The following is an 18,199-nucleotide window of genomic DNA, read 5'->3' as shown; positions in this document are numbered from 1 at the left end:
AGGTTCTTTCTCGTTAATTTAAGTTAATCCAAACGCTCTTCACTTCTGTATAGTTGTTCAGCGCGTAAGATCCCATTTCGCGGCCAAGACCGGATTGTTTAAATCCTCCAAATGGAGATGCTGCATCAAAGACGTTATAACAGTTTACCCATACAGTACCAGCACGTACTTTACTTGCAACATAGTGTGCTGTTTTAACATTTTCTGTCCACACACCAGCCGCTAAGCCGAATTGTGATTTATTTGCACGTTCAATTACTTCATCAATATCGTTAAAAGGTATTGCAGAAATAACTGGACCGAAAATTTCTTCTTTTGCGATCGTCATTTCGTCATTTACGTCAGCGAATACTGTAGGAGAAACGAAGTAGCCTTGATCGAATGGATTACTTCCTCCGCAAAGTACTTCAGCGCCTTCTTCAATCCCTTTTTCAATGTAGCTCATTACACGTTTTTGTTGTTCTTCGGAAACGAGAGGACCGATTGTTGTTTCAGGGTTAAGACCGGCACCTTGATTTAGTTTTTTAGAATAGAGGACGAGATCAGCCATGACATTATCATACATTTTCTTTGGAATAAATAAGCGTGATCCAGCAGAGCATACTTGTCCTTGGTTAAACATAACACCAGAAAGTGCACCAGGAATCGCGCGAGATAAGTCGGCATCTGGTAAAATAATGTTCGGTGATTTACCGCCAAGCTCTAAAGTAACACGTTTCAATGATTCAGATGCTTGTCGCATAATTTGTTTACCGACTGGAGTAGAACCAGTAAATGCAATTTTATCAACGAGTGGATGATTAACAAGTGCTTGTCCAGCTGATTCACCGAATCCAGGAACGATATTAATAACACCTTTCGGGAATCCAGCTTCTTCAATTAATTCAGCTAAGTATAGAGCGGATAGTGGAGTTTGTTCTGCAGGTTTTAAAACGATTGTACATCCTGTAGCAAGCGCAGCTCCCATTTTCCACATTGCCATAAGAAGTGGGAAGTTCCAAGGGATAATTTGACCGACGACACCAACAGCCTCATGGCGTGTATAGTTAAAGTAATCACCGGAAACAGGAATTGTTTGACCAACAATTTTCGTCGCCCAGCCAGCATAATAGCGCATATGCTCAATTGCAAGTGGTATGTCTGCCGCCATTGTTTCACGGATTGGCTTTCCGTTATCTAACGTTTCGAGCTGTGCGAGCTCTTCTTTATGCTCTTCCATTAAATCAGCGAGCTTGTACATAAGACGGCTGCGTTCAGCGGTGCTCATGCGTGACCAAGGACCTTCATCGAAAGCCATTCGAGCAGCTACCACAGCTTTATGAATGTCTTCGCGACCAGCTTCAGCAACGATAGCGAGTGTTTCACCAGTTGCTGGGTTAGGCGTTTTAAATGTTTTTCCGGAAGCGCTTTCAATGAACGCTCCGTTCACATATAGTTTCTTTGTGCCTTGAAGAAATTTCTCTACCTTTTCATGAAGATTTACAGCTAGTTGACTCATTGTATAACCCCCTTGAAAATATAATTTAAACGCAGTACGAGACGGCGTTTATTCCGAAATCAAGGATGTGGGAACTAGATGAAAAGCCTCTACTTAAAATCATAAATAAAAAATGCTGAAAATTCAAATTTCATTTTCGTTACAATTGTAAAAAATATGTAATGAAACATTGTATTCTATATAATTACAAAAAATCCTGCGCGTTTTTGTTTTCTAGTAGGAAAAACTAGAAAAACAGTGGTACAATTATACATCGTGAGAGGAGGGGGAAAATGAAGAATTATCATGATGATCCGCGCTTTCGAGTTGCCCATAGAGAAGCGTTAATTGGTCTTGGATTAGCTATTATTAATTTTATAATATGGTATGGATTTGCCTATGGGCTTGGAAGTAAGGATCCGAGTGAATATACATATGTATTAGGTTTTCCAGCATGGTTTTTTTATAGCTGTATCGTTGGATTTATCGTAATGGTTATTTTGCTTATTTTAGTTGTTCGTTTTTTATTTCAAGATATTTCACTCGATGAGGAAGAAAAAAGTGAGGAATGATAGATGAATTGGTATGTAATAATCCCAATGATAATTTCTTTTATCGTTGTGTTTTTAATAGGTGTATATGCATCAAGACGTGTACAAGCAACCGCTAATAATAAATTTTTACAAGAATATTTTCTTGGTGGGCGTGAACTTGGTGGCTTATTATTAGCTATGACGATGATTGCTACGTACGGTAGTGCAAGTAGCTTTATAGGCGGGCCTGGTATTGCTTACAATATGGGTCTTGGATGGGTGCTGTTATCAGCGATTCAAGTTGTAACAGGATATATCGTTTTAACAGTTATTGGTAAAAAGTTTGCTATTATCGCTAGAAAGATGGAAGCAATTACGCTTATTGATTATTTAAAGGGCAGATACAATAATAAAGCGGTAGTTGTTCTTTCTGCGTTATGTATTATAATCTTTTTGTTCTCAGCAACAGTAGCCCAGTGGGTTGGCGGCGGACGATTAATTGAGTCGCTAACAGGACTTTCCTACACAACGGCACTATTTTTATTTACATTTTCTGTACTTGTGTATGTGTTAATTGGTGGATTTCGTGCAGTCGCTTTATCAGATACGTTATTAGGAATCATTATGTTAGTCGGAACAACAATCATTTTAATTGCTACTGTCATTGCTGGTGGCGGAGTTGAAAAGATTATGCAGGAACTTATTCAAATTAATCCGAATCTAATAACACCGTTCGGAGCGGATGGAAGTTTAACGAAATCATATGTCACATCATTTTGGATTTTAATTGGGATTGGTGTCGTTGGATTACCGCAAATTAGTGTGCGTGCTATGTCTTATAAAAATTCAAAAGCTATGCACCAAGCATTAATCATTGGAACGGTTGTCGTCGGTACAATTATGATTGGTATGCATTTAACAGGTGTGTTTGCAAGAGTAGTCCTTCCAGGCATAACGGTACCAGATAAAGTAATGCCGCTACTCGCAATGGAAGTGTTGCCACCTTGGTTAGCTGGAGTTTTCTTAGCTGCACCAATGGCAGCGATAATGTCTACTGTGAACTCATTATTATTACTTGTAAGTTCGTCAATTATTAAAGATATATATGTGAACTACATAAATAAAGATGCCGCGGATAGTACGATAAAGAAAGGTAGCCTATTGATTACTGGTATCGTAGGATTACTCGTATATGCTGCCGCTATTAAGCCACCAGACTTTTTAATTTGGTTAAATTTATTTTCTTTCGGTGGTTTAGAAGCAGCGTTCATTTGGCCGATTGTGTTAGGTTTATATTGGAAAAAAGGAAATGCAACTGGAGCTCTCGCATCTATTTTAGTTGGAGTAGGTTCCTATATGTTTATTCACCTTTGCTACCCTAATCCATTCGGTATACATACAGTTGTTTTCCCGATTTGCTTTGCATTTATCTCTTATATAATTGGTAGTATGGTTACGATGAAAAAGGTAGCATAAAAATATAGAAAAACGTAGGAACTTCTAATATGAAGTTCCTACGTTTTTTGTTTATACAAAATTTATCTTTTTCATTCTGTATTCCGTCATGTATTCATAAAGTAATAACAATTGATGGGATGGAGTTGAGGTCTATGAAAAAAATATTATTTTTAGGAGACCCAGGAATTGATGACTCTTTAGCAATTATGTATGGATTATTGCATCCTGATATTGATATTGTTGGAGTAGTAACAGGATATGGGAATGTAACGCAGGAAAAGGCGACGAGTAATGCGGCGTATTTATTGCAAATGGCGGGCCGGGAAGATATACCTGTTATTAATGGAGCGAAAATTCCTTTATCTGGGGATTTTGTAACATATTATCCGGAAATTCATGGGGTAGACGGTTTGGGACCTATTAAGCCTCCTAAAACTTTTTCTCCCAATATTAAACCTTTTTGTGCATTTTTCGATATCATTGAAAAATATAAAGGAGAACTAATTATTGTTGATGCCGGCAGATCAACAACATTAGCGACGGCATTTATTTTAGAAAAACCAATGATGAAGTATGTGAAAGAATATTATATAATGGGCGGAGCTTTTTTAATGCCCGGAAATGTTACACCAGTCGCGGAAGCCAATTTTCATGGTGACCCAATTGCATCACAATTAGTTATGCAAAATGCAAAAAATGTGACATTAATACCACTTAACGTTACATCAGAAGCGATTATTACACCGGAGATGGTGAAATACATTACGAAACATTCTAAAACGAATTTCAAGAAATTAATAGAACCGATTTTCAATTATTATTATAAAGCTTATAAAAATCTGAATCCTAAAATAACAGGGAGCCCAGTGCATGATGTAGTAACGATGATGGTAGCGGCAAATCCATCAATTTTAGATTACGTGTATCGTCGTGTTGATGTAGATACGGTTGGAGTTGCGAAAGGGGAAAGTATCGCTGATTTTCGCCCGCAACCTGAAGCAAAAGCGTTGAAAAATTGGGTTAAAATTGGCTGGTCTTTACATTATAAAAAGTTTCTAGAGGATTTTGTGAAAATTATGACGTAGACATAATAGTAGCATACAAGTTAAAATAATGGAGATGATTATTTAAACAATCATCTCCATTATTTTGTTTTTAAGAGATAAATAGAGAAGAGTTACACAATAGGAGAGGAATTTTACTTGAAAAAAACTATAGTATGCGCAGTGATTGTGGGTATTTTTGTTTTGCTGATATCAGGTAACTTTTTAGTGAAAAAAGTGTGGAGTTCAAATAATGATGATGCGCAGTACATAGCATCCTTTATTGAAGAACATAAAGATGAAAAGAATAGTGCACTTTTAATAAAAAGAAATGATAAAGTCGTGTATTCTGTGAATCCGGATGTTGTATTGCCAGTTGCTAGTACGATGAAGTTAATTGTGGCGCTTGAATATACGAAACAAGTTACAGAGGGGAAAATCGATCCGTCTAGTTTCGTTTCAATTAATGATGTGAATCGTTATTATGTGCCGGGTACAGATGGTGGTGCACAAGATAGATGGCAAAATTATTTGCAAAAAAAAGAAAAGATAACTGAAGGAGCGGTTTCTTTAGAAGAAGTTGCAAAAGGAATGGTTAAGTTTAGTTCTAATGCAAATACTGAATATTTAATGGAGGTATTAGGATTAGACAATATTAATCGGAATTTACAAAGTTTAGCACTTCCTGCACATCAACCGCTATTTCCGATTGTTTCATCTTTATACATTCCGGGATATTTGCATAAAGAATTACATGTTCCAAAATATAAAATAGAGAAAAAGTTAAAAGAAATGTCTCAAGAGCAATATCGTGAATATGCTATGATTATTCATGAACGCTTAAAAAAGAAGGGGCCATTATTACAGAAGGAAATTCCTCTGTATTTAGAGGAACGTTACGACAAAATTTGGTCGGATAGATTGCCGGCTGCTTCCGCTAACGATTATATGGTACTGCTTCAAAAGGCAAATCATCAAGGTGGTCTTACAGAAGCGGAAGAAAAAGTGTGGGCGAATATCGTTGAAACAGATATGAGCGCAAAGAAATATCGTAAAACATTCAGGCATGCTGGACAAAAGAATGGTTATACACCATGGACGGTAACAAAAGCAGTTTATGCAATGGATAAACGCGGAAACTGTACAGAAATTGTTTTCTTGGCAAATAATTTAAATGAAGATGACAGTGCTGAAATACGTAAACATTTAGCAAATCTACACTTTCAAGTGTTGCAAAGTGATAAGTATGATGCGACTTTTATTAAATAAACTCGGTGCTATGAGCGCCGAGTTTATTTTTATGTACAAGCACTTTTTCACCATCCCTGGGTATGATGGGTAGTAACACTTAGGTGAAAGGGGAAAAGGTGATGAAACAGAGTAAAGAAGAGTTTATTAAGAATGAAGGCGCTGATTTCCCTGGGAAAACATATGTAGATTGTGTATTACAGCACGTATTTAATTTTCAGCGTAATTATTTATTAAAAGATATGTTTCAAGTGCATAGGGCACATATTACTATGTTAACTGAAGAGAAGTTAATGAAAAGAGAAGAAGCGAAAGTTATATTAATCGCACTTAAAAAAGTAGAGGGGATTCCAAAGGAGAAGTTGCTATATACAGAGAAACATGAAGATCTTTTTTTCTTAGTTGAACATTTGCTTTCTCAAGAAGCAAAGTGTGAATTTGTAAGTAATATGCATATCGGTAGAAGTAGAAATGATATGGGTGTAACGATGTATCGCATGAGTTTACGGCAATTTATATTGCGGTTAATGGAACATCATTTATTGCTGCAAGAAAGTATGCTGGAGCTCGCCGGTGAACATATGGAAACAATTATGCCCGCGTATACACATACACAACCGGCGCAGCCGACAACATTTGGTCATTATGTTTTGGCAATTTATGATACGATGCAACGAGATTTAGAAAGAATGAAAAAAGCGTATCATCTTTTAAATCATTCTCCAATGGGGGCAGCTGCCCTTTCTACAACAAGCTTCCCAATTAAGAGAAAACGAGTGGCACAGTTACTTGGGTTTACAAATGTAATTGAGAACTCATATGATGCTGTTGCTGGAGCAGATTATTTATTAGAAGTTAGCTCGTTACTAATGGTTATTATGACGAATACGAGTAGATGGATTCATGATTTTTTACTATTAGCGACGAAAGAATATGATGGGATTACTGTAGCGAAGCCATATGTGCAAATAAGTAGTATTATGCCGCAAAAACGAAATCCTGTTTCAATAGAACATGCCCGTGCTATTACGAGTAGTGCTTTAGGGGAAGCATTTACTGTATTTCAAATGATTCATAATACACCATTTGGCGATATTGTCGATACGGAGGATGACTTGCAGCCGTATTTATATAAAGGAATCGAAAAGGCGATTCGTGTTTTTTGTATGATGAACGCAGTTATTCGAACGATGAAAGTAGAAGAGGAAACGTTAAAAAGTCGTTCATATAAACACGCGATTACGATTACAGATTTCGCAGATGTTTTAACAAAAAACTATGAAATACCATTTCGGCATGCACATCATGCAGCAAGTGCGATTGCAAATATGTCATTGGAGCAGAAAAAGGAGTTACATGAATTAAATTTCAAAGACATAAATGTATACTTACAAGAAAATTTGAAAGTAAATTTATTAGAAGAAGAGTGGAAAGAAATTATATCACCAGAAGCTTTTATTCAAAAAAGAAATGTATATGGTGGACCGAGTAAAAAAGAGATGGAGCGTATGATTAAAAATCGAAAAGAGTCATTTCAAAAAGAAGAAGAGGTATTTGAAAAGGAAAAACAAAGAATTTTACAAGCTGAAAATGATTTGAATACGTTAGCTTCGAACATTATTGAATCGTAAAAGAAGGATTTAATGAATTAATCGCCAATACTTAATTTAAATATAAATCGAGGGAAGAGATTGTCGATGATTCAATTACATGTATATGAAGAGATTCTTAATTTTACAGAAGAGGTTACACCATTTTTAGAGAAGAATGAGCAGGAAAATAATCTCATATTAGGTGTATTACAAATGGTCCAAGAACCGATATTTATAGGAGTAGCAAAACAAGAGGAAGAAATTGCAGCTGTATTTCTTCAAACAGAAGAAAAGAAACAAATAATTGTTGCTACGTCTGAGATTTCGGCAGTAGCTATTAAGGAACTTGCAAAAGAGTTAACGAAAGTATATCCACATATTCCTGGATTGATTGGTAATAAAAAAATCGTACAGAAATTAGCGGAAGAGATTGCAGTGTTAGAGAATAAGAAAACTAATGTTGCAATGGAGCAAGGTATATATGAATTAAAACAAGTAAAGAAAAAGTGGAACGAAGATGGAATCTTTCGAGAAGTAAGTAGTGATGAGCTAACATTAATAGAGCAGTGGATATATCAATTTTGCGAAGATGTGAAGCTTCCTACTACGAAAGAAGAAGCGAAACAAACTGCTCATACATTAATTACTAATCATCGTCTATTTGGTTTAGAAGTAGACGGGAAGATTGTTTCTGTAGCTGCAAAAACGAGACCGACTACAAACAATATAACAGTTAATTTCGTATATACACCGAAAGAAGCTCGGAAAAAAGGGTACGCATCTAGTTGTGTCGCTGCACTTAGTCAACGTATGTTAGATGAAGGCTACAAAACAACGACATTATATACGGACCTGGCAAATCCAACATCAAATAAAATTTATCAAGAGATTGGTTATGAGAAGATGATGGAGTCTGTACTCATATTTTTAGAGAAATAGAATGAAAAGGCACGCTATTATAGCGTGCCTCTTTGTTATTCATCAATTCGAATTACTTCACCCTGCGGGAAGTCCTCCGTTTCTAGTAAGTTACGAATAGCTTTCGCAACATATTCAGGTGATAATAGCTTTCCTTCTTCTTTTAATGAGATGAAGCGGTCTAAATTTGTGAAGTCTTCTTTATTTGTTTCACGAATTTGTGTTTGCATATTTGTATCAACAACACCTGGTGCAAAAGAAACGATTTTTACAGGGTATTCTTTTTCTACTTCTTCAGTAGCTACGCACTGCGTAAACATATTTACACCGGCTTTCGTTGTACAATAAGCGCCCCATCCAAAATAAGGGTTTTTCCCTGCTCCAGACGAAATATTTATAACTCGTTTATCTATTTTCCAGTTTTTCGTATGTTTCATGAAAGTAGATGTAAGAATCATAGGTGCAAGTAAATTAATGTGAACGTTCGTAATGAATTGTTCGCTTTCTGCTTTTTCAATTGGCATCATTGGTGCGACTGTGCCTGCATTATTAATTAAATGAATAGATGAAACTTTGTCTTCTTCTATAGATGAAACGACTTCGCTAAAACGAGTTTCTAAATTATGTACATCTTGAAGATCTACGGAATGGAAAATACAAGTACTGTTTTTTTGCTCTGCGAGTTTAGTAAGCTCTTTATTTTCTCTTCTAGAAATAGAGATGATGGTTGTGTTTTCTTCTAACAATTGTGCGGCGATTGCCTCACCTAAACCTTGTGAAGTTCCTGTTACGATAACGTAGCGCATAGTTTTATAAACTCCTCTCGTATGTGCGGAATTTTTTTGGACACCGTACACTCTATAGTTTGTCTACATTTTATAGTATAGAGCACTTTTTACTATAAATGAAATGAGATGATTACGTGCCTTTTTTGAATCGCTTTACAACAACAGTAACTGGTGCCGTCACGTTCACTGGGAATACGTTGGGACTTAGTCCTACATCGCCTGCGCCAGGTAATATTTTTGGTACACTTGCTGTATTTACGACAGTAAATACGTCGTTACAAGTACCAGGATTCCCAGCAGGAACAACGGATGACTGGCAATTGAATTCTTCAAGTGCAATTTTAAACCTTCCGGCAGGGAGTAGTATTTTGTATGCAGAGTTGGTTTGGGCTGGTACTTTCCGGACTGATACGGAAGATGTATTATCATTTTTAAATGATAATATTACATTTACAACACCAGCAGGAACATTTTCAGTTACGCCAGACCCTGCTACCGCGCAGCAAGGTTCGGTAGGAAACCAGTTTTATTATGCTCGCTCTGCTAATGTAACGAATCTTGTAAGTGCAGGTGGGGCAGGCACATATACAACAGGTGCCGTGCCAGCTGCAAGAACTTCAGCTGATCCAACAATCAGTCGTTCAGCTGGCTGGACGCTTGAGGTAGTTTATCAAAATGCAAGTTTACCACTTCGGAATTTGTCAGTATATGCAGGTCAAGAAATTATCGATGCTTCATCCCCGCCAGTTGATGCTACTATTTCAGGATTTGCTACTCCAGCAACAGGAGCTGTTACAGGAAGAGTGCTCGTAACTGCTCAAGAAGGTGATTCTAACATTGTTGGAGATCAGCTTCGCTTTGGACCGAATGCAAATGCTACAGTCGCATTATTCGGACCGAGAAACCCCGCGAATAATTTCTTTCAATCACAAATTTGTAATGATAGTGGCAATCTAGATACGAGCGGCACATTTGGAGATTTGAATCAGCCGTTAGGAATCGCTTTAGCAGTCCGAAGACAAGGGTGGGATATTACGAATGTAGACGCCTCATCTTCTTTAGTAAACAATCAGACGTCAGCAACTGTTCGCTTTGTCACAAATGGAGATGGATACGCTGCAGCTGGTTTTGGTGTTCAAATTGATGCGACAGGTCCAATCATTAATCCTGTTAAATCGGTTAATAGAACAGTTGCAGGGGTAGGGGATACTCTCACCTATACGATTACGGTCCCGAACACAGGAACAGGAAGTGCAGAAAACGTTGTATTACAAGATAGTATTCCGAACGGAACGACATTTGTAGCAGGTAGTGTAACGGTAGGTGGAGTAACACAACCGAGTGCGAATCCAGCGAATGGAATTAATTTAGGTACAATCCCAAATAACACGCAAAGAATTGTTACATTTCAAGTTCGAATAACATCGTTCCCGAACCCAAACCCTATTCCAAATCGTGCAATGGTGTCATATCAATTCCGTCCTTTTGTCGGTAGTCCCCCTATTACAAGTACGTCTTCTTCAAATACAGTACAAACGACAGTGAATCAAGCAACTATAAGTATGCAAAAATCTGTAGACCTACAGACGGCAACGCTTAATGACGTATTAACGTACACAGTTAATGTCACGAATAATGGGAATGTTGCTGCAAACAATGTTATTTTTGTTGATAGTATCCCTGCAGGAACAACATTTGTCGCAAATAGTGTTACGGTAAATGGAGTAGCACGTCCAGGAGCGAATCCATCAAGTAGTATTAATCTTGGAAGTATTAATGCTTCACAAACGACTGTAGTGCGCTTTCAAGTTCGAGTAACATCTAATCCTCTTGTAAATCCAATTCCGAACCGTGCAAGTGTAACATTTAACTTTACTCCAGTGCCTGGCCAACAACCAATTTCAGGTCAAGCGACAAGTAATACTGTATTTACTACTATTAATATAGCTGATATAAGAACGAGAAAAACAGTGGATAGAGCTTTTGCGACAGTTAATGACGTTCTTACGTACACCGTTACAATTGAAAATACAGGAAATGTACTTGCGACAAATGTTATTTTTCAAGATCCGATCCCAACTGGAACGACTTTTATTCCAAATAGTGTGACTGTAGATGGGGTTTCACAGCCTGGAGCAAATCCTGCGACTGGGTTTACAGTAGCGAATATATCTCCAGGTGGAAGTAGGACAGTGACTTTTCAAGTACGAGTCACATCTACGCCATCAGGAGGGACGATTGCGAATCGTGGAAATGTATCGGCTAATTTCGTCGTTATTCCGAATCAGCCGCCAGTAACGATTAATAGACAAACGAATACAGTTGTAACACAAGTTAATACAGGTGGTTTAAATGTAATAAAGGAAGTGAATACAACGCAAGCGGCAGTAGGGGACACTTTAACATACACGATTGCCGTCCAAAATACAGGAAACGTTCCGTTAACAAATGTGTTTTTCCAAGACACTATTTCTTCGGCTGTTTCATTTGTTGCAAATACTGTAACGATTAATGGAGTACCGCAAAGTGGATTGAATCCGAATACAGGATTTTCTCTTCCAAATATTCCTGCGGCTCAAACCGTTGTAGTCACATTTGACGTATTAATTGTACAGGATCCAGAAAATGAAGATATTTTAAATCAAGCAAATGTAACAGCAAGTTTTCAAGTGAATCCGAGCGAACCGCCAGTAACAATCAATGTTCCTAGTAACATTGTGAATACAACTGTACAATCAGGGAATTTTGAAGTTGTGAAAGCAGTGAATACGGATGTTGCAACGGTAGGGGATGTTTTAGTATATACAATCGAAGTCATAAATGCAGGTAGTGTACCAGCTACAAATGTATTTTTCCAAGATTCAATTCCACAAGGGACATTATTTATTGAAAACAGTGTATTTGTTAATGGTGTTTTACAAGAAGGGGCAGATCCAGAACTTGGATTCCCATTAAATAATTTGCCTACTGGCGCGAGTGTAATTGTTACGTTTGAAGTATTAATTGATGAAATTCCCCAAGGAAATAATGTCGTAAATAATGCGAATGTAACTGGAGATTTCCTTGTAAATCCAACAGAGCCACCGATTACTGTAACAGTACCAAGTAATATTGTTATGACAGTCGTGAATTCTTCAGGGTTAAATGTAATGAAAAGTGTAAGCGCTACTGAAGCAGGTGTAGGAGATACGTTAACGTATACAGTTCGTATACAAAATAGTGGAACAGTAGCAGCAACAAATGTATCATTCCTCGATCCTATTCCATCTGGAACAACGTTTGTAGCAAATAGTGTAACAATAAACGGAACACCTCAGCCAGGTTTAAACCCAACGACTGGATTTCCGCTTGCCAATATTCCAGTAGGAGGGATGGTAACAGCTGCTTTTCAGGTGACAATCACGAGTGTACCACCAAATAGAGTTCTTCCGAATAATGCAAATGTGACTGCTGATTTTCAAGTAAGTCCTTTGCAGCCACCAATTACAATTGTAACAATTAGTAATATTGTTGTGACGCGAGTGAATGTAGGATCAATTAATGTAATAAAGAGTGTAAACACACCGCAAGCAGGTGTAGGAGATACGTTAACGTATACGATTCTTATTCAAAATACAGGAACTGTTCCTGCAACAAATATTATTTTTCAAGATCCGATTCCTGTTGGAACTGCGTTTGTAGCGAATAGTGTCACGATAAATGGAGTTGTTCAGCAAGGTGCAGACCCTGTGGTAGGTTTTCCAGTTCCGAATATTCCAGTTGGGCAAACCGTTACAGTTACGTTTCAAGTTATAGTGACGAGTGTCCCGAGTGGTGGAAATATTAGAAACCAATCAAACGTTACTGCAAGTTTTCTTATAAATCCAGCTAATCCTCCAATAACGACTGTTACGAATAGCAATTTCGTCGTGACGCAAGTAAACACAGCACAGTTAAATATACAAAAATCTTCATCTGTACAACAAGCGGCACTTGGAGAAATTTACACGTATTCTGTTGTCATTAGAAATAATGGAACGGTAACAGCAACGAATGTCTCTTTCATTGATCCAATTGCTCCAGAAACAACATTTGTAGCAAATAGTGTAACGATAAATGGAACTCCTCAACCTGGATTTGATCCAAATATAGGTTTTACGCTTCCTAATATAGCTGCTGGCACATCATTGACTGTAACGTTCCAAGTAACAGTAGTTGCGCCATCCATGCGTGGAGCCGTACTAAACACGGCAGCTGCTACGGCCACTTTTTTATTAAATCCTTTACAGCCCCCTGTAACAACGACAAATTCAAGTAATACGACAGTAGTTACGATACCGTTACCTCCTCCTGGTGAAGTAACAGCAACCAAAACAGTTGACGTTGCAACTGGAGCAGTTGGGGATGTATTAACGTATACCGTGCTAATTTCAAACGTAGGAATTATACCTGTTACAGATGTGTTCTTCCAAGATGTCATACCAGAAGGAACGACATTTGTAGAAGATAGTGTAACGATAGGTGGGGTGCAGCAACTTGGTTTAAATCCAGAAATAGGATTTACAGTTACTCCATTATTAATTAATGGTGGAAGTATTGAGGTAACGTTCCGAGTGACGATTACAGAAATTCCAGATAATGAAGTCATATTAAATGATGCAGACGTTACATTTACTTCACAACCAAATCCGCAGGAACCACCGATTACGGAAACGATATTAACAAATTTAGTCGTTACGACAATTAATATAGCGTTTATTTTTCCGTTAAAACTAGTAGATAAAGAAGTAGCGACTGTAGGAGAAATTTTAACGTATGATGTATTGATTTTTAATTTTGGAACAGTGGCAGCGACGAATGTTCAATTTATAGATACTACTTCCGCGGGTGTAGCATTTGTACCAGGAAGTGTGAGCATAAACGGGGTACCAGCACCAGGATTAGATCCTTTTATCGGTTTTACAGTTCCAGATATACCTGTAGATGATTTTGTACTTGTCACATATCAAGAGATGGTAACGAGCATACCAGAAGGTGGAACAGTTGTTAACTTTGTAGATGTTACGGCTACATTTGCTGTAAGTGAAACAGAGCCGCCTATTACTGAAACAACGACAAGTAACACGACATTAACCGAAATAAATGAACCTGGTTTGAATGTTTTAAAATCAGTAAGTGAGCCAATTGTTGCAGTAGGCGATACAATCACATATACGACAGTAGTTCAAAATACAGGGACAGTGACAGCGACGAATATTCAATATAGTGATGTATTACCTTCCTCTATAGCATTCGTGCCGAATAGTGTAACGATAGGTGGTGTGATACAACCTGGGTTCAATCCTAATAATGGATTCCCACTTCCAGATATAAATTCAGGGGGAAGTGTAGAAGTCACGTTCCAAGTAACCGTTGTTAGTGTTCCATCAAACGGAACAATTGCCAATACGGCAAATGTTACTGGAAGCTTTATATTAGTACCAGGAGAACCACCAGTTATAGTAAATCAGCCAAGTAACACAACGCTCACAACTGTAAATAGAGGACGCTTTAATGTTATTAAACAAGTCAATAGAGCTGCTACCTTAGTTGGAGATGTATTAACGTATACAGTGCAAATAACGAATACAGGAACAGTAACAGCTAACGATGTTCAGTTTATTGATACGATTTCAGCAGGAGCGTCATTTGTACCAAATAGTGTAACGGTAAATGGAACTCCGCAACCTGGTTTGAATCCGATTACTGGGTTTGGAATTGGCGATATACTTGTTGGCAATACGACTATAGTGACGTTCCAAGCGATAGTGACAAATATTCCATCTTCAGGAACGATAACGAATGTTGCAAATATAACAGGAAGTTTTACTTTAGTACCAGGAGAACCACCAGTTGTAGTAACAGAGCCGAGTAATACGACAATAACAAGGGTAAATAGAGGGCGATTCAATGTTATAAAAACTGTCAACAAACAGGCGACACGATTAGGAGATACGTTAACGTATAGTGTGCAAGTTACAAATACAGGAACGGTAACAGCGACAAATGTGCAATTTATTGACGTTCCATCACCTAGTTTAGAATTCGTTCCAGGGAGTGTACAGATAAATGGGATTCCACAAGTAGGTTTAGATCCTTTTGTAGGCTTTTCATTACCGGATCTTGCAGTAGGAGATAGCATACTAATCACATTTGAAGTAAATGTAATCGTAATTCCGCCTTCTAGTAGCATTATGAATACAGCGAGAGTAACTGGTGATTTCGAATTGATTCCAGGAGAACCACCGTTTACAATTACGAATTCAAGTAATACGACAGTCACACCAGTAAATAGAGGCAGTTTAGATATGCTGAAAGAAGTAGATCATTCAATTGTTGGAGTAGGAGAAACGGTAACGTACCGTGTTCGCATATTAAATACTGGTACGGCTGATGCAATGAATGTTCAATTTATTGATGTGTTATCTCCGGAAGCGGCTTTTGTACCAAATAGTGTAACGGTAAATGGAGTAGCACGTCCAGGAGTAAATCCGCAGGTTGGATTTACGATTTTAGACATTCCAGTCGGTGAGACGGCGATTGTAACATATGAAGCTACAATTACAAGTTTTCCAGATGGTGGTACAGTGGTGAACGTTGCTGGGGCATCGGCAGAATATATTTTAGTACCAGGGGAACCGCCAGTTACAGTGATGGACACGAGTAATACAGTTATTGTAACGGTAAATACTGCAATCTTATTTGTTGCAAAAGGAGCAAACTTTGAAGTAGCAATGGTAGGAGATGTTGTCACTTACGGAATTGCTGTTATAAATGATAGTACAGTTCCTGTGACGAATATTATTTTAACAGACATCATTGACCCAAATACGTTATTTATAAATGGCACGGTAACGGTAAATGATGTACCTTTTCCATTTGCCAATCCGAATACCGGTATCCTTTTAGGTGATTTTCAGCCGAATGATGCAGCAATTATTAATTTCCAAGTTGTAATAACAGGAGGGCAAATAAATAACTTAGTAACAAATACAGCTACAGCGAATGGGCTTGCAACTGTAAATCCTAATGAGCCGCCAGTAGTAGTTGAAGGCGATAGTAATACAGTTGTTATCCAGTTTATTCCTCAAAATGTTTCAACAACAGTCGTAAAAACGGCAGATCTTCAATCAGCAACGATAGGCGATGTTATTACGTTTACGACAGTTATTACGAATACGGGGGATACAGCGATACAAAATATTCGTTTTCAAGATATGTTAGATAGTAGTTTTCGATTTGTTCCTGGAAGTGTAACTGTTGATAATACGCCAGTGCCAAATGTAAGCCCAGTATCAGGGTTTCTTATAGGAAGTTTAAATCCAGGTGAAGCACGGACAGTTTCGTTCCAAGTAACAGTTCAGAGTGCACCAAGTGGTTCAGGAAATTATATTAATCAAGCGAGTATTCGCTTCGAACATCAAGTAGGCACAGTATTGCCACCTGTTACACAAATAATAGATAGTAACATAGTTGTCATTCCATTTGTTCCAACGATAGAACAAATTTGTGAAACAAACTTTAATTGTTTAGACAAAATTCCATTTCACTGTTCTCCGTGTAATCAGTTGCGAATAAATAAAAAATAAACACAAAAAGAGCATCCTGAAAGAATAGGATGCTCTTTTTGTTTAGATCAAGTAGCTTCTTCTTCGGGAGAAGTGAAAAATTCGTTGACTTTGTTGGAGAGTAGAAATGGAATAGCTCCTTTTATAACGGAAATGTCCCAGTCCCACCATGCAAGGTTTTCTAGTTTTTCAATGATTTCTTGCGGGAAACGATATCGAACTAGTTTGGCAGGATTACCAGCGACGATTGCATATGGAGGTACGTCTTTTGTAACAACACTCTTGGCCCCGATAATGGCCCCGTTACCAATTGTAACACCAGATAAAATGCAGGATTGATAACCAATCCATACATCATTGCCGACTACGATATCACCTTTTGAAGAAGGATGACCAGTAATGTGTGCTCCTTCTTCGAAGAGGACATTAAATGGATAAGTTGTTATCCAATCAGCACGATGTTCACCGCCAAGTACGAAAACGACTTCTTCTCCTAATGAACAAAACTTACCTATTTTTAATTTTGTTTCATCATTCCAAGAAAAAATAATAGGGCCTACTTTACTGTAAGTATAATCACCGATATCATATTTATTATATTCAGGTTTTTGATTTAAATATAACATACCAATTTTAGCATCCTCTCTAAAGAAAGTAATGGATATGGAACATTATATGTAAGGTGAAGTAAGGCGAACTATGTTGTATGAAATGGTAATGTGCAAAAATGTTAGTAGGTAAGATGAATAAAAGGGAGTGAAATGTATGAGATACGAAATGGGATTATATAATAAACCTTTTCAGTCGATTCAATTAGGAAAAAAAGTATATGAAGTACGCTTATACGATAGAAAACGTCAACTTATAAAACAAGACGATGAAATTGTATTTACGAACCTTACGACAGCAGAAACGATGGCTGTAAAAGTAACGGAGATAAAACGATACGAAAGCTTTAAAGCAATGTACGAACAAATTGATAAAAAATTATTTGATTGTGAAGAACTTAGTATAAAAGAAATGTTAGAAAGTACATACGGAATATATACGAAAGAACAAGAAAAAGAATGGGGAACAGTTGCGATTGGTGTTGAGGTAATAAAGTGAGAAGAAATCGCGGTGCAGCTATAATTATACAAGGTGGTAAAATCGCTCTTATAAAACGTGTTCGAGAAGGTGAGCTGTATTTTGTTTTTCCAGGCGGGGGAATTGAAGAAGGAGAAACGCCTGAAGAAGCAACGAAGCGAGAGGTTTATGAAGAATTAGGGGTACATATACAAGTGGAGCATCGGATTGCAAAGGTGGAGTATAAAGGTACGGAGTATTATTATAATGCCCATATTATAGGTGGAGTTTTCGGAAGTGGTAAAGGCGAGGAGTTCGAGCTGAAAGATAGAGGGAGTTATATTCCTTTATGGATGCCGGTAAATGAGTTGCCAAATTTAAATGTAAAACCTTATGATGTGGCCAAATGTGTATTTGATTATTATGGAATATAAGGTCTGACAACATACAAAAAAAACCATTGACATAGCCTTCTGATTTAAGTATTGTAT

At 37.5% G+C, this 18,199-nt stretch carries 12 protein-coding genes; 9 read left to right on the top strand and 3 right to left on the bottom strand.

All coding sequences use genetic code 11. The features are described from left to right. Nucleotides 1-13 precede the first annotated feature (13 nt). Complete coding sequence (gene dhaS / locus B5P40_RS18905; protein WP_002014355.1) at nt 14-1,498, bottom strand: aldehyde dehydrogenase DhaS; 1,485 nt, start codon at nt 1,496-1,498, stop codon at nt 14-16. Between the two features lie 272 nt (nt 1,499-1,770). On the opposite strand from dhaS, the gene B5P40_RS18900 reads away from it, so the two are divergent. The 6 genes from B5P40_RS18900 (at nt 1,771) to B5P40_RS18875 (ending at nt 8,290) form a co-directional block, all read left to right on the top strand. After that, a complete protein-coding gene (locus tag B5P40_RS18900) occupies nt 1,771-2,049 on the top strand; it encodes a YhdT family protein (RefSeq protein ID WP_002014357.1) in 279 nt (92 codons plus the stop codon). Between the two features lie 3 nt (nt 2,050-2,052). Next, a complete protein-coding gene (gene panF, locus B5P40_RS18895) occupies nt 2,053-3,486 on the top strand; it encodes a sodium/pantothenate symporter (protein WP_002087740.1) in 1,434 nt (477 codons plus the stop codon). Between the two features lie 134 nt (nt 3,487-3,620). After that, nucleotides 3,621-4,553, top strand: a complete 933-nt coding sequence (locus B5P40_RS18890) for a nucleoside hydrolase (RefSeq protein WP_002033591.1) — start codon at nt 3,621-3,623, stop codon at nt 4,551-4,553. 117 nt (nt 4,554-4,670) lie between these two features. Then, complete coding sequence (locus B5P40_RS18885; protein ID WP_002128464.1) at nt 4,671-5,780, top strand: serine hydrolase; 1,110 nt, start codon at nt 4,671-4,673, stop codon at nt 5,778-5,780. Between the two features lie 101 nt (nt 5,781-5,881). Next, a complete protein-coding gene (argH, locus tag B5P40_RS18880) occupies nt 5,882-7,390 on the top strand; it encodes an argininosuccinate lyase (RefSeq protein WP_113709625.1) in 1,509 nt (502 codons plus the stop codon). A 66-nt stretch (nt 7,391-7,456) separates the two neighbouring features. Continuing rightward, nucleotides 7,457-8,290: a GNAT family N-acetyltransferase gene (locus B5P40_RS18875; protein ID WP_113709624.1), complete on the top strand. Its 834-nt coding sequence runs from the start codon at nt 7,457-7,459 to the stop codon at nt 8,288-8,290. A gap of 35 nt (nt 8,291-8,325) precedes the next feature. On the opposite strand, the gene B5P40_RS18870 is transcribed toward B5P40_RS18875, so the two are convergent. Further along, nucleotides 8,326-9,075, bottom strand: coding sequence for a (S)-benzoin forming benzil reductase (locus tag B5P40_RS18870; protein WP_063219678.1), 750 nt, complete (start codon nt 9,073-9,075; stop codon nt 8,326-8,328). A gap of 116 nt (nt 9,076-9,191) precedes the next feature. Between B5P40_RS18870 and B5P40_RS18865 the strand changes: the two genes are divergently transcribed. Further along, nucleotides 9,192-16,664: a DUF7507 domain-containing protein gene (locus tag B5P40_RS18865; RefSeq protein ID WP_113709623.1), complete on the top strand. Its 7,473-nt coding sequence runs from the start codon at nt 9,192-9,194 to the stop codon at nt 16,662-16,664. Between the two features lie 47 nt (nt 16,665-16,711). Here the strand turns inward: B5P40_RS18865 and B5P40_RS18860 are convergent, their stop codons facing one another. After that, nucleotides 16,712-17,269, bottom strand: coding sequence for a CatB-related O-acetyltransferase (locus tag B5P40_RS18860; protein ID WP_002128459.1), 558 nt, complete (start codon nt 17,267-17,269; stop codon nt 16,712-16,714). Nucleotides 17,270-17,408: 139 nt separating this feature from the next. Between B5P40_RS18860 and B5P40_RS18855 the strand changes: the two genes are divergently transcribed. Together B5P40_RS18855 and B5P40_RS18850 are read left to right on the top strand one after the other, a co-directional pair. Further along, nucleotides 17,409-17,750 carry an ASCH domain-containing protein gene (locus tag B5P40_RS18855; RefSeq protein WP_012261378.1) on the top strand — a complete coding sequence of 114 codons (342 nt, stop codon included), beginning with the start codon at nt 17,409-17,411 and terminating at the stop codon, nt 17,748-17,750. After that, nucleotides 17,747-18,142, top strand: a complete 396-nt coding sequence (locus B5P40_RS18850; RefSeq protein ID WP_060749166.1) for an NUDIX hydrolase — start codon at nt 17,747-17,749, stop codon at nt 18,140-18,142. Before B5P40_RS18855 ends, B5P40_RS18850 begins: the two co-directional genes overlap by 4 nt. The last annotated feature ends 57 nt before the right edge of the window (nt 18,143-18,199 follow it).

It is taken from the genome of Bacillus sp. SRB_8, from assembly GCF_003264205.1.
In the GTDB taxonomy this organism is placed as follows: domain Bacteria; phylum Bacillota; class Bacilli; order Bacillales; family Bacillaceae_G; genus Bacillus_A; species Bacillus_A mycoides.
The sequence above is the reverse complement of the archived record's forward strand: the minus strand, read 5'-3'. Positions and strand labels throughout refer to the sequence as shown.

Bases quoted from the DNA above. Each gene is read 5' to 3' on its own strand.
- dhaS (WP_002014355.1), bottom strand. From the start codon at position 1,498: ATGAGTCAACTAGCTGTAAATCTTCATGAAAAGGTAGAGAAATTTCTT.
- B5P40_RS18900 (WP_002014357.1), top strand. From the start codon at position 1,771: ATGAAGAATTATCATGATGATCCGCGCTTTCGAGTTGCCCATAGAGAA.
- panF (WP_002087740.1), top strand. From the start codon at position 2,053: ATGAATTGGTATGTAATAATCCCAATGATAATTTCTTTTATCGTTGTG.
- B5P40_RS18890 (WP_002033591.1), top strand. From the start codon at position 3,621: ATGAAAAAAATATTATTTTTAGGAGACCCAGGAATTGATGACTCTTTA.
- argH (WP_113709625.1), top strand. From the start codon at position 5,882: ATGAAACAGAGTAAAGAAGAGTTTATTAAGAATGAAGGCGCTGATTTC.
- B5P40_RS18875 (WP_113709624.1), top strand. From the start codon at position 7,457: ATGATTCAATTACATGTATATGAAGAGATTCTTAATTTTACAGAAGAG.
- B5P40_RS18870 (WP_063219678.1), bottom strand. From the start codon at position 9,075: ATGCGCTACGTTATCGTAACAGGAACTTCACAAGGTTTAGGTGAGGCA.
- B5P40_RS18860 (WP_002128459.1), bottom strand. From the start codon at position 17,269: ATGTTATATTTAAATCAAAAACCTGAATATAATAAATATGATATCGGT.
- B5P40_RS18855 (WP_012261378.1), top strand. From the start codon at position 17,409: ATGAGATACGAAATGGGATTATATAATAAACCTTTTCAGTCGATTCAA.